At 73.6% G+C, this 12,585-nt stretch carries 10 protein-coding genes; 6 read left to right on the top strand and 4 right to left on the bottom strand.

Annotated elements, in window-relative coordinates:
• Positions 1–168: 168 nt before the first annotated feature.
• Complete coding sequence (locus ACLQ25_RS18190; RefSeq protein ID WP_425732033.1) at positions 169–4,140, top strand: CHAT domain-containing protein; 3,972 nt, start codon at positions 169–171, stop codon at positions 4,138–4,140.
• A 29-nt stretch (positions 4,141–4,169) separates the two neighbouring features.
• Here ACLQ25_RS18190 and ACLQ25_RS18185 read toward each other — a convergent pair whose 3' ends face one another.
• Both ACLQ25_RS18185 and ACLQ25_RS18180 read right to left on the bottom strand, forming a co-directional pair.
• Positions 4,170–4,628: a hypothetical protein gene (locus ACLQ25_RS18185; RefSeq protein WP_425732032.1), complete on the bottom strand. Its 459-nt coding sequence runs from the start codon at positions 4,626–4,628 to the stop codon at positions 4,170–4,172.
• Positions 4,625–4,939 carry a hypothetical protein gene (locus tag ACLQ25_RS18180; protein ID WP_425732031.1) on the bottom strand — a complete coding sequence of 105 codons (315 nt, stop codon included), beginning with the start codon at positions 4,937–4,939 and terminating at the stop codon, positions 4,625–4,627. Before ACLQ25_RS18180 ends, ACLQ25_RS18185 begins: the two co-directional genes overlap by 4 nt.
• Positions 4,940–5,168: 229 nt before the next feature.
• On the opposite strand from ACLQ25_RS18180, the gene ACLQ25_RS18175 reads away from it, so the two are divergent.
• The 3 genes from ACLQ25_RS18175 (at position 5,169) to ACLQ25_RS18165 (ending at position 8,233) form a co-directional block, all read left to right on the top strand.
• Positions 5,169–5,534 carry a YciI family protein gene (locus ACLQ25_RS18175; RefSeq protein WP_396799256.1) on the top strand — a complete coding sequence of 122 codons (366 nt, stop codon included), beginning with the start codon at positions 5,169–5,171 and terminating at the stop codon, positions 5,532–5,534.
• Between the two features lie 369 nt (positions 5,535–5,903).
• A complete protein-coding gene (gene pyk, locus ACLQ25_RS18170; RefSeq protein ID WP_425732030.1) occupies positions 5,904–7,352 on the top strand; it encodes a pyruvate kinase in 1,449 nt (482 codons plus the stop codon).
• Positions 7,349–8,233, top strand: a complete 885-nt coding sequence (locus ACLQ25_RS18165) for an acyl-CoA thioesterase (protein WP_425732029.1) — start codon at positions 7,349–7,351, stop codon at positions 8,231–8,233. The genes pyk and ACLQ25_RS18165 overlap by 4 nt, the downstream gene beginning before the upstream one ends.
• A 9-nt stretch (positions 8,234–8,242) precedes the next feature.
• On the opposite strand, the gene ACLQ25_RS18160 is transcribed toward ACLQ25_RS18165, so the two are convergent.
• On the bottom strand, positions 8,243–8,905 hold the full coding sequence (locus ACLQ25_RS18160; RefSeq protein ID WP_425732050.1) for a YceI family protein: 663 nt from the start codon (positions 8,903–8,905) through the stop codon (positions 8,243–8,245).
• A gap of 225 nt (positions 8,906–9,130) precedes the next feature.
• On the opposite strand from ACLQ25_RS18160, the gene ACLQ25_RS18155 reads away from it, so the two are divergent.
• Positions 9,131–9,595 carry an RrF2 family transcriptional regulator gene (locus ACLQ25_RS18155; RefSeq protein ID WP_421472247.1) on the top strand — a complete coding sequence of 155 codons (465 nt, stop codon included), beginning with the start codon at positions 9,131–9,133 and terminating at the stop codon, positions 9,593–9,595.
• A gap of 132 nt (positions 9,596–9,727) precedes the next feature.
• Positions 9,728–10,738: a sulfite exporter TauE/SafE family protein gene (locus tag ACLQ25_RS18150; protein ID WP_425732028.1), complete on the top strand. Its 1,011-nt coding sequence runs from the start codon at positions 9,728–9,730 to the stop codon at positions 10,736–10,738.
• Between the two features lie 221 nt (positions 10,739–10,959).
• Here the strand turns inward: ACLQ25_RS18150 and ACLQ25_RS18145 are convergent, their stop codons facing one another.
• Positions 10,960–12,399 carry a pyridoxal-dependent decarboxylase gene (locus ACLQ25_RS18145; protein ID WP_425732027.1) on the bottom strand — a complete coding sequence of 480 codons (1,440 nt, stop codon included), beginning with the start codon at positions 12,397–12,399 and terminating at the stop codon, positions 10,960–10,962.
• Between the last annotated feature and the right edge of the window lie 186 nt (positions 12,400–12,585).

Below are 12,585 nucleotides of genomic sequence, written 5' to 3'. Positions count from 1 at the left end.
TGGCGGCGGCAGGACGACACTCCGCCACCTAGTGATCGTCCCCCGAGATCCGGCGGTCATGCAGCGGCCCGCCCGAATATGTGCCGGGACACGGTGACGGCTAGCGCTCTCCGTGTCCGGTCTGCTACGCCTGATCCGAGTCGGCGCGGCCGGCGCGGGGGAGGCGCGATGTGGCGACGGTTCAGACCCGATCCGATCGGGCGGCTACGGGAGCGGCTGGAACGTTTCGGGGCCACCGGCGACCGGCGGGCGGTCCTCGACTCCGGCGCGATCCGCGACGCGGAGGCCGTCGTCGACCTGGTGACCGCGACGTCCACCGACGGGCCGTTGCCCGAGCGGGTCGCCGAGGGCGTGTCCCTCCTGGCCGGCCTGCACTGGTACCGCTACCAGCTACTGCCGTCGGGCGAGGACGCCGACGACCTCGACCAGGCGTTGCGGCTCACCGAGTTCCTGCTGCGCTTCGCGCCGGAACGGGTGCCGCCGCCGTTACTTGAGCTGCTGCGCTCCCGGCCCGCTCCCGGGGAGGCGAGAACGCCGCCGCCCGCCACCCGCTCCGGCGACGGCGCTGCCAACGCCCGGTACGTCGAGGCCGTCCTCCTGATGGCCGCCGCCGAGACCAGCCGCGACTACCGGGCCGCCGACCAGGCCGAGGCGCTGCTGCGGCAGGCGCTGGCCGGTACGCCGGCCGGAGCGCCCGAGCGCCTGCACTACCTGTCCGCCCTCGGCAAGGTCCACCGCGACCAGTTCCAGCATCTCGGCCGGCGGCGGGCCCTGGCGGGGGCCGTCGAGGCGCACCGGGAGAGCCTGGAGGCGACCGACGTCGGCGACCCGCAACGTCCCGTACGGCTGTTCAACCTCGGCAACGTCCTGGGCGACACGTACGACGTCGACCAGGATCCGGTCGTGCTGGACGAGGCGATCACCGCGTTGCGGGACGCGGTCCGGGTCGCCGCGCCGGACACGCCGGTGCGCACGATGGCGCGGATGAACCTCGGTCAACGGCTGCGCGACCGGTGGCGGCTGCACCGGCGGCCGGGTGACCTCGACGAGGCGGTCGACTCCCTCGCCGCGGCCCGGGACAGCGCCGACCCCCGGGCCGCCGCGCTGCACGGCGCCGCGCTCGCCGAGCGGTTCCTGCGCGACCGGACGCCCGCCGACCGGGACACCGCCATCGAGGCGTACCGGTCGGCGTTGACCGGGTTCGGCGGCCTCGCCCCGGATCTCGCCGGCACCGCCCAGTTCGGGCTCGCCACCCTGCTCGCCGAGCGGCACCACACCACCGCCGACCCGGCCGACCTCGACGCGGCGATCGACGCGTACCGGGCCGCCACCGGTTCCGGGTCGACGCCCGACGGGACGGACGGCGACGACCTACGGCACGTCGCGGGCGGTCTGCTGGTGACCCGGTACGAGCGGCGGCGACGCGCCGACGACATCACCGAGGCGGTACGGGTGCTGCGCGCCAGCGTGGCCGCCGCCCGGGACCCCGTCCAGCGGGCGCGTCGCCTCGCCGATCTCGGCCACGCGCTCGCCCTGGGCCATGCCGACCTCGGCGGGGTGAGCGCGCTGCGCGCCGGCCGCGACGCGCTGACCGAGGCGGAACGGCTGCTGCCCCGCACCGATCCGCTACGCCCCCACGTGCTCAACAACCTCGGCAACACCCTGCGCGAACTCTCCGACCTGGCCGGCGAGCCAACGCTGCTGGAGCCGGCCGCGGTCGCGCTGCGATCGGCCGTGGCCGCCGCCGATGCGGACACCGCGTCGCTGCCCCGGTACCGCTCGAACCTGGGCCTCGTGCTGCAGGCGCTCTTCGCCTCGACGCAGGACCTGGCGACCCTCAGCGAGGCGATCCAGGTGCTGGCGCAGGTGGTCGAATCGACGCCGACCGGGCATCCGGACCGCTTGCCGGCGCTGACCAACTACGGCTCCGCCCTGAACCGCCGGGTCGAACTCTTCCTCGACGGCGCGTTGCCCGCGAGCGGCGGGCCCCCGAACGAGGTCGCGGCCGGTATCGCCCGGGACTCCGACACCGCCGTGGCCGCGCTGCGCGAGGCCGCCGAGCTGGCCGAACAGGAGGCCGACCCCATCGAGTACGCCCAGACGGTCGGCACCCACGCGTTGGCCCACCTGCTGCGGCATCGCCTCAACGGTGACCTGCCGGCGCTTGACGAGGCGGTTCGGCTGCTCGATCGGCTGAGCCGGCGGCCGTCGGCCGACGGGGACCGGCACCGGATCCTCACGAACCTCGGCAACGCTCTCCTGCTGCGCCACCAGGCCGGCCACGCCGACGCCGACGCCAGCGCCATGCTGACCGCCTACCGGGAGGCGGTCGACGAGCTGACCGCCGAGCATCCCGCCCGCGCCATGTGCCTGAGCAACCTGGCCACCGCTCTGGAGCGGGTCGCCGAGGTCGACGCGGATGGTTCCCGCGCGCTCGTCGAGGCGACCGCCGCGCTGCGCGCCGCCGCCCACGTCGAGTCCGCGCCGTCGCTGCTGCGAGCGACGGCCGCCAGCCGGTACGCGGCACACGCCGCCCAGGCGGGCGACCTGCCGGCCGCGCTCGACGGGTACACCACCGCCATCGAGCTGATCGACCTGGTGGCCTGGCACGGCATGGACCCCGACGACCAGGCCCGCCTGCTCGCACGCTTCCCCGGCCTGGCCAGCGACGCGGCGGCGGTCGCCATCGCCCTGGGCCGCCCGGAGCGCGCGGTCGAGCTGCTCGAATACGGCCGGGGAGTCCTGCTCACCCGCGCCCACGACGCGGGCGCGGACCTGGCCGCGCTCCGCGCGCGGGCGCCCCGCCTCGCCGACCGCCTCGCCGACCTCCAAGCCGCCCTCGACGGCTTCGGGTCGCGGCCGCCGGCCCAGGTGGTGTCGCCGGACGCGTGGGGACGCGGCGGGTCGGACGCCGCGACCGGAGCGACGCCGGAGCAGCGGTACGACCTCGCCACCCGCCGCCGCCACCTGCTGGCCGAGATCCGCGACCGGCCCGGCTTCGCCGACTTCCTCCGCCCGCCGCCCTTCGACGAGCTGGCCCGGGCCGCCGCGAACGGACCGGTGGTGCTGGTCAACGTCGCCGACCGGCGCTGCGACGCGCTGGTCGTCGCCGACGGCCGGGTCACCGTCGTGCCGCTGCCCGAGCTGACCCTGGCCGAGCTGATCGTCCGTACGGCGAGCTTCCTGAGCGCGATCGCGGTGCTCACCGAGCCCTCGGCGGCGGACGTCACCCCGCCGCAGGTACGACGCCGGCACGCGGTGGCCCGCGCCGAGGTCGCCCAGACCCTGGACTGGCTGTGGCGCGTCATCGCCGTACCCGTCCTGGATGTGGCCCTGCCCACCCCGCCCTGCGCCGACGCCGAGCCGACGGACGACGGCCGGCCCCGGCTGTGGTGGTGCCCCACCGGCGTGCTCACCCTCCTGCCACTGCACGCGGCCGGCCCGTCCGACGGCGGCTACGGGCTGCTCGACCGGGTGGTGCCGTCCTACACGGCCTCGCTACGGGCGCTGACGCACGCCCGACGGGGTGGACCGACACCTTCCGGACCGGTCGACGCGGCGCTGTTCGTCGGCATGCCACAGACGCCCGGCCTGGCCGACCTGCCCGGCGTGGCGCGCGAGGAGAAGGTCGTCCGACGGCATCTAGGCCGGGTGCGTTCGCTCATCGGCCCGGTGGCCAGCCCGGCGACGGTGCTCGACGCCCTGCCGGAGCAGCCCGTCGCGCACCTGTCCTGCCACGGTACGCAGGATCTGCGCTTCCCGACCCGGGGACGCCTTGAGCTGGCGGGCGGCGCGCTCAGCGTCCGCGACCTGTGGCGGCCGGCGGGGCGTCCGGCCGCGCTGGCCGTCCTCTCCGCCTGCGAGACGGTACGCGGCGGGGCGGCCCTGCCGGATGAGGCGCTCACCCTCGGCACGGCCTTTCAACTGGCCGGCTTCCGGCACGTCATCGGCGCGTTGTGGTCCATCTCGGACGCGCTGACGGTGCGGCTCTGCGTCGACCTGTACGACGGGTTGGCGGTCAGCGGAGGGATCGCCCCGGACCGCGCGGCCGTGGCCCTGCACGCGGCGGTCCGCCGCCTGCGCGCCGCCCTACCCGACCACCCGGACGCCTGGGCCGGCTACGCGCACCTGGGCCCCTGAGCGCCGGAGCGCCGCTGACGATAGGAGGATCAGCGGCCGGGGGCGTACCAGGTCACGCCGACGGCCGCGACCAGCAGCGTGGTGCACAGCAGCACCAGCCCCACCCCGATGCGCAGGGACCGGACCGCCGCCATCGCCTCCCGGTGGTCACCGAGCGGGGCCGGCGGGAGAGCCGCCACCGGGGTCACCGTCAGCGGCCCGTGTGCCGCGCGCAGCAGCGCGAGCGCTCCGGCCACGCCCACGGCCAGCGCGGCGAGCAGCAGCAACCCCACCAGCGCGCCCCAGCCCGACGCGAGGGTGGTCACGTCGGAGCGACCCCGGATCAGGCTGAACCCGACCAGCGCCACCAGCAGCCCACCCAGGCCGTTGCGCCAGGCCAGCGCCGCCGCGCGGACCCGTTCCAGCTCACCGCGCAGCAGTCCGGCGAGCTGCTGCGCGCCGCGCAGGTCGGCCACGGTCGCGGGCGGGCCGGGACGGAGACGGATCATGCCTCGACCTCCAGCCACAGCGTCCAGTACGCCCCGCAGCCCCGCAGCCCGGCCGGGCACCCCGGGTGCTCGGCCTCGCACTCGCACAGCAGCGTCCGGTAGCCCGGGTCGGGCGTCGCGGCGTCCTTGCGGTAGACCTCGTCGACGAGCGTGGTGGCGCTCGCGTGGCCGCAGCGGGGACACCGCCCGCTGAGCACCACCGCGAACTCGAACTCCTGGGCCCGGAAGTCCGCCGCGGCCCGCGTGGCGTACGCCTCGTCGGTCACCTCGGCGTACGACAGAGGGCTCGGCGTCGGCCCGTCGTCACTCATCCCGACCTCCCGCCACCGACACCTGGACCGTCCACCGTAGCCGGTGATCACACCGGCCGCGCCCGCGTGCCCGTGTCCGGATGCCGTCGGTCCCGGGGACCGACCTGGGGGAGTTGCGCGGAGCGGCGGGTACCGCCCCTTGCGGCGTGCGAGGCTGGGCGCGTGCCGGTGACGCCGGCTCGGGCGGTCGGCGTCGGACCGGGCCGGCGCGACGGCGGAGGGAGGGCCCATGCCGCAGGTGCCGCAGGTCGACTTCGCGCTCGACACGTACGAGTGCATCGTGATCTATCCGGGCGCGGCCGGACGGGCCCTGCCCCCGGAGACCGTGCAGCGGTTGCAGGCCGAGCACGCCGAGCACATCCAGGCGCTGCAGCGCCGGGGAATCATCCTGGTCTCCGGCTCGGTGGACGGCCCGGCCCGGACGCCGGAGCCGCCGATCGGCTTCGGGCTGGCCCGCACCGGCAGCGTCGAGGACGTGCGCAGCGTGTTGGAGGCCGACCCGGCGGTGCAGGCCGGCCTCTACCGGGTGGACGTGTTGACCTTCCTCTGCCCGGCCGGCTCGCTGGAGTTCCCGCTGGTCAAGGCCGGTAACTGACCGTCCGGCCAGAGACGGGTGTCAGGCCGGTGACGGCGTCGTGGCCGGCGCCGGTGTTACCGTCGCGCGTACGGCGTGGGTCGGCCGTCCCCGGCCGGCCGGGCGGCGCACGGGCCGCGTGACCTGCTCACCGCCGTGCCCGCTCGAGGTGTCCCGGGGGCGTCGGAGAGGGCCGTCGCCGGGAGCGGCCCGACACCGGCTCCGCGCGGAGGCGTACGATTCCCGGCGCGCGGTCGCCGTTGCCCGTCGCCACAACGTTCCGGTGCGCTTGCGCCCGCCGGCCCGACGCGTGCCACGCGTCGTTGGACACCTGTTCCACTGCCTGCAAGGGGTCGGCCCCGAGTCCGACCTGAAGGAGAGACTAGCCTGATGGGCGTGACACGCCGCGCGAAGATCGTCTGCACTCTTGGACCCGCCACCTCGTCCCCGGAGCGCATCCGGGGCCTCGTCGAGGCCGGCATGAACGTGGCGAGACTCAACTTCAGCCACGGCAGCCACGCCGACCACGAGGCGGTCTACCGACTGGTCCGGGAGGCGTCGGAGGCAGCGGGAAAGCCCGTCGCCGTCCTCGCCGACCTGCAAGGCCCCAAGATCCGGCTCGGCAAGTTCGCCGACGGCCCGCACGAGTGGCGCACCGGTGACTCGGTCGTGATCACCGGCGACGACATCCTGGGCACCAAGGAGCGGGTCTCCTGCACCTACACCCGGCTGCCGCACGAGGTGAAGCCCGGCGACCGGCTGCTGATCGACGACGGTCGGGTCGCCGTCGAGGTCACCGACGTCACCGGCAACGACATCCGCTGCCTCGTCACCGAGGGCGGCCCGGTCTCCAACAACAAGGGCGTCTCGCTGCCGAACGTGGCGGTCAGCGTGCCCGCGATGTCGGACAAGGACGCCGAGGACCTGCGCTTCTCCCTGGGCCTCGGTGTCGACCTGGTGGCGCTCTCGTTCGTGCGCTCGGCCGAGGACATCAAGCTCGTGCACAACATCATGGCCGAGGAGGGCGTCTTCCGCCCGGTGCTCGCCAAGGTCGAGAAGCCGGAGGCCGTGGAGCACCTCGAGGCCATCGTGCTGGCCTTCGACGGCGTGATGGTCGCCCGTGGCGACCTCGGTGTCGAGATGCCGTTGGACGAGGTCCCGCTGGTGCAGAAGCGCGCCGTGCAGCTGTGCCGGGAGAACGCCAAGCCGGTCATCGTGGCCACCCAGATGCTCGACTCCATGATCGAGAACTCCCGCCCCACCCGGGCGGAGGCCTCGGACGTCGCCAACGCGGTGCTCGACGGCGCGGACGCGGTCATGCTCTCCGGCGAGACCAGCGTCGGCAAGTATCCGGTGCTCACCGTCAGCACCATGGCCAAGATCGTGACGACCACCGAAGCCGGTTCGATCGGCGTGCCGCGTCTGCAGCACGACCCGCGGACGCACGGCGGCGCGCTCACCGTGGCCGCCTCGTCGATCGCCCGGGCCATCAACGCCAAGGCGCTCGTCGCGTTCTCGCAGACCGGCGACACCGTGCGACGGCTGTCCCGCCTGCACTGCGACCTGCCGCTGCTGGCCTTCACGCCGGTCCCCGAGGTGCGCGACCAGCTCGCCCTCACCTGGGGCGTGGAGACCTTCCTGATGCCGTTCGTGCAGCACACCGACGACATGTTCCGCCAGGTCGACCAGGCGCTGCTCGGCCTCGACCGGGCCAACCCCGGTGACTACGTGGTGATCGTGGCGGGCAGCCCGCCCGGCACCCCCGGCTCGACCAACACGCTGCGCGTGCACCAGCTCGGCTCGCTGGTCGACGCGGCGTCGGCGCGGGCGCTGCAGTGAGCGACGGTCGGGTCGCGGTCGGCCAGGCGGCTGTCGACCAGCTGCTGGACGTGCTGGACCTCGACCCGACCGGTGAGATGACCTTCCGGGGGATGAGCCCTCCGGTCGGTCCACAGCGGGTGTACGGCGGCCAGGTTGCCGGTCAGGCCCTGGTCGCCGCCGGCCGCACGGTGGGCCCGGAACGCTTCGTGCACTCGCTGCACGGCTACTTCGTCCGCCCCGGCGATCCGGCCGAGCCGATCGAGTACCAGGTGGAGAACATCCGCGACGGCCGGTCGTTCTCGGTGCGTCGCGCGGTCGCTCTCCAGCACGACAGGCCGATCTTCTTCATGTCGGCGTCGTTCCAACGGGCCGAGGAGGGGTTGGACCACCAGGCCCCCGCCCCGCTGGACGTGCCGCCGCCGCAGGACGTGCCGACGATGTCCGACCGGCTCTCCCGCTACCCCGAGCGCCTGGGCATCTGGGGGCAGATCCCCCGCCCGATCGACGTGCGCTACGTGGGGGAGCCCGGCTGGGTCCGCCCCGGTGACCGGCCGGCCGACCCGCACCAGCGGGTCTGGATGCGCATCGACGGCAAGTTGCCCGACGACCCGCTGCTGCACGCGTGCGCGCTCACGTACGCCTCCGACCTCACCCTGCTGGATTCGGTGCTGTCCGTGCACGGCGAGGTGTGGGGGCCGGGCGGCCTGGTCGGCGCGAGCCTGGACCACGCGCTGTGGTTCCACCGGCCGTTCCGTGCCGACGAGTGGTTCCTCTACGACTGCTGGAGCCCGTCGGCGTCCGGCGCGCGAGGGCTGGCGACCGGCCGGATGTTCACCACGGACGGCCGGCAGATCGCCAGCGCCGTCCAGGAGGGTCTGCTGCGCCGCGTCGGCGCCTGACCCGACCGGTCACGCCTGGTGGATGGCCTCACCGGCGATCTCGATCTGCACGGTCTTGCCGACGAGGACGCCGCCGCTCTCCAGGGCGACGTTCCAGAGCAGGCCGTAGTCCTCACGGTTGATCTCGGCGGTCGCGCTGAATCCGAAGATGTTCTGCCCGTACGGATCACGCCGCGCGCCGCCGAAATTCACCTGTAGGTTCACCGCGCGGGTGATTCCCTTCACCGTCAACTCACCGGCGAGCACGAAACGATTGGGCTCGGACTGCGGCGGAGGATTGTGACTTCTGCCTCGTCCGCCGAGTTTGTGGTTGCGCAGGCGCGCCCAGTAGAAGATCGGGTCGTCATTGCTCTGCCACGTGATCCCCGTGCTTCGATATTCGAGAGTGGGATAACGCTCCACGTCGAGGAAGTCGGCGCTTTTCAGGTGGGTGTCCCGGTCGGCGCTGCCGGTGGAGATGCTCGCCGACGCGATCGTGGCGGTCACCCCCGAGCGCAGCGGATCCTCCCCGACCGTGATCTCCGCCGTCGCCTCGGCGAACTCGCCGCGCACGGGGCTCACCATCATGTGACGGGACAGGAAACCGATCCGCTTGTGCGCCTGATCGAGGCGGTAGCTGCCGGCGATCGGGATGGTCATGCCATCCCAGGTGCGTGTGGCGACATCGGTCATCGTGTTGCCTTCCCCCCGGGGGTTAATCAACGTCCGGTCCGAACTCCACCAACCGGCCGGACAGGCGCACTGCCCGCCCAGCATAGGGACGTTCGGAATCGGCCTTTCGGGCCCCACCGGGTAATGGATCAAGGTGTGCGGCGTAATTGCTTGTCCGTCGATGCGTGGCCGATCGGTTGAGGGTCGCCGGTACCGGCGGATGACCTGCGGGCTAACCTTGCCGGCATGCGTCTCTCCGCCCGGGTCGACTACGCCCTCCGCGCGGCCGCCGAGTTGGCCGCGACGGCCAGCGGCCCCGGGCGGGGCCGGCCGGTCACCGCCGACCAGATCGCCCGTGCGCAGGAGATCCCGCCGAAGTTCCTGGAGAGCATCCTGTTGCAGCTGCGCCGGGGTGGCATCGTGCACGCCCAGCGCGGTCCGGAGGGTGGCTACTGGCTGGCCCGCCCGGCCGAGGAGATCTCTCTCGCGGAGGTGATCCGGGTGATCGACGGGCCGCTCGCGCACGTGCGGGGGCAGCGCCCCGAACAGCTCGGCTACCACGGTCCGGCCCGCGCTCTCCAGGAGGTCTGGATCGCGCTGCGCGCCAGCGAGCGCGAGATCCTGGAACTGGTCAGCGTCGCCGACGTGGCCGCGGGGGCGCTGCCCGCGCGGGTCACCGAGCTGGCCGCCGACCCGCGCGCCTGGACCTGACGCCTCCCCGGACTGACGCGTCAACGCCGACCTGTTGGCATCCCATCCACCGATCAGACACTTGACCCCGGCTCTGCCGTGCCGCATTGTCGACCAAGTCGATAGGAGATACCGAAAAGTCAGGGGGCGCTCGTGCGCAAGCTACTGGTCCTCGCTCTGGTCGGGCTCGTCGCACAGTTGATCGATGGTTCGCTCGGCATGGCGTACGGGTTGACCTCGTCCACTCTGCTGCTGGTCGTCGGGGTCGCGCCCGCCGCCGCCTCGGCGTCGGTGCACCTGGCCGAGATCGGCACCACGCTCGCGGCCGGGTTCGCGCACTGGCGGTTCGGCAACGTCGACTGGCGGGTGGTCACCCGCATCGCCCTGCCCGGCGCGATCGGCGCGTTCGCCGGGGCCACGCTGCTCAGCTCGATCTCCACCGAGTCAGCCGCGCCGTGGATGGCCGCCATCCTCTTCACGCTGGGCGCGTACCTGCTGGTGCGCTTCGCCCGACCGCTGCGTACTCCTCGGGTCGGCGGACGGCTGCGCGGACGCTTCCTCGGCCCCCTGGGCCTGGTCGCCGGCTTCGTCGACGCGACCGGCGGCGGCGGGTGGGGTCCGGTCGCCACCCCGGCGCTGCTGGTCTCCGGTCGCCTGGAGCCCCGCAAGGTGATCGGCTCGGTCGACACCGCCGAGTTCGTGGTGGCCGGCGCCGCCAGCGTCGGCTTCCTGATCGGGCTGGGAACGGAGGGGTTCCTCCTCCCCACCGTCGTCGCCCTGCTCATCGGCGGGCTCATCGCGGCTCCGCTGGCCGCCTGGCTGGTGCGTATCGTGCCCGCCCAACTGCTGGGCGCGGCGGTCGGTGGCGTCATCGTGCTGACCAACGCCCGCACCCTGATCCGGTCGGCCGAGCTGGGCGGCCCGCTCCGCCCCACCCTGTACGTCCTGCTGACCGCCGGTTGGCTGACCGCGCTGGTCTTCGCCGTACGCGCCCTGCGGCGCACCCGTCGAGCCCACGCGACCGTCGCGGCTGCCACCGTAACGGCCACGGCACCCGCCGCTGGATTGCCGGTGCTTCCTGAGTCGGCCTCCGTCACCCCCGGAGCCGCCGACGGCAGCGCGCCGGCCGATCTCAGCGTGGCCGGAACGCCGGGAGCGCGCTGACCCGCGCGGCGGCTTCTGGTGACGGCGGTCGACTCGGTGTTTCCCGCCGGTGTTCGCGGCGGGGTGCCTTTCCCCGGTGAGCGTGATGCCGGTGAGTCATCAAGATGACTCACCGGCATCACGCTCATTTGGGTCCTCGCCCCCGCACGGGACGAGATGCGGCGCGCCGCCGGTCATCAGCCCTGCCGACGGCAGCCGGGCAGGCGGTAGCGCCCGGGCCGTCAGCGCGTCAGCAGCTTGTCCGCCGCCTCGGCGAGCAGCGTCCACGTCTCGTCGATGTGCGCCGCGGTGGTCTGCGGTGAGCCGACGGCCAGCCGCAGCGTGTACCGGCCGGCCACCCGGGTGTGGGTCAGATGTGCCCGCCCGGTGGCGTTCACCAGGGACAGCAGCTCGGCGTTCGTGTCGTCGTCGCCCCGCAGTCGGAAGCAGACCAGCGAGAACGGGTGCGCCGCGGCCAGCTCGAACCGCTCGTCGGCGCGAAGGTGATCGGCGAACCGGGCGGCCAGGGCCACGCCCGAGCGGATGTGCGCCCGCAGCCCCTCGACGCCGTACCAGCGCAGCACGAACCACAGCTTGACGGCGCGGAACCGACGGCCCAGCGGTACCTGCCAGTCCCGGTAGTCGAGCACCGCTCCCGACTCCGAGGCGGCGTTGCGCATGTACTCCGGGAGCACGGTCAGCGCCTCGACCAGTTCGCTGCGGTCGGCGACCCAGAACGCGTCGCAGTCGAAGCCGGTGAGCAGCCACTTGTGCGGGTCGAAACAGTACGAATCGGCGTACTCCAGGCCGGTGTGCGACCAGCGCAGCTCGGGGCACACGGCGGCGGAGCCCGCGTACGCCGCGTCGACGTGCAGCCAGATCCCGTACTCGGTGCAGATCGCCCCGATCTCCGCCACCGGGTCGATGGCGGTGGTGGAGGTCGTGCCGATGGTCGCGACCACGATGGCGGGTACGTCCCCGACGGCCAGATCCGCCTCGATCGCCGCGCGCAGCGCGTCCGGGCGCAGCGCCTGCGTGTCCGGGTCCACGTCGAGCGCCCGGACCCCGTCCGCACCCAGTCCGGCGATCCGCGCGGCCTTCTCGATCGAGGAGTGCCCGTGGACCGACGTGTACGCGCGGTAGCGCCGGTCGATGCCGGTCGCGCGCCAACGACCCCCGCTGGCGCGGTGCAGCGCGGTGAGGGTGGCCACCAGTGTCGCCGAGGACGCCGAGTCCTGGATGACGCCGCCACCGGGGCCGGTCGAGGAGAAGCGCGGCGGCAGGTCGAGCAGCTCGGCCAGCCAGTCCATCATGACCGTCTCGAGTTCGGTGCAGGCCGGGCTCGTCGCCCACATCATGCCCTGCACCCCGAGACCGGAGCTGACCAGGTCACCGAGCAGGCTCGGACCGGAGGTGTTCGCCGGGAAGTAGCCGAAGAAGCCGGGGTGCTGCCAGTGCGTCAGCCCGGGCAGGACGATGGTGTCCAGGTCGGCGAGGAGCGCTTCGACCGGTTCGCCGCCCGTGGTGGGCGGCGAGCCCGGTAGGGCCTCGGCCACCGTGCCCGGCGGGTCGGCGGAGGTGACCGGTCGCTGGTGCAGCGTCGTCCAGTAGTCGGCGATCCAGTCGACGACGGCGTGGCCGGCGCGGCGGAACTCGTCCGGGTCCATGTGTGGGGCGCTCATCCGGTCGAGTCGATCAGGCGGCGTGGGCCAGGGTCAAGAGCCGCACGGGGTGACGGTCGTCGATATTGCGGACCGGAAAGCGCTTGCCCTACGATGCGGCTGAGCCGGATCCGAGTTCCAGGGCGTCAACCCCCGACCAGATCGCCGTTCCGTCGCCGCCGCGGCGGACCGTCCACCGTGCTTCCC

It is taken from the genome of Micromonospora sp. DT44 (genome assembly GCF_049841635.1).
Taxonomy (GTDB): domain Bacteria; phylum Actinomycetota; class Actinomycetes; order Mycobacteriales; family Micromonosporaceae; genus Micromonospora.
The sequence above is the reverse complement of the archived record's forward strand: the minus strand, read 5'-3'. Positions and strand labels throughout refer to the sequence as shown.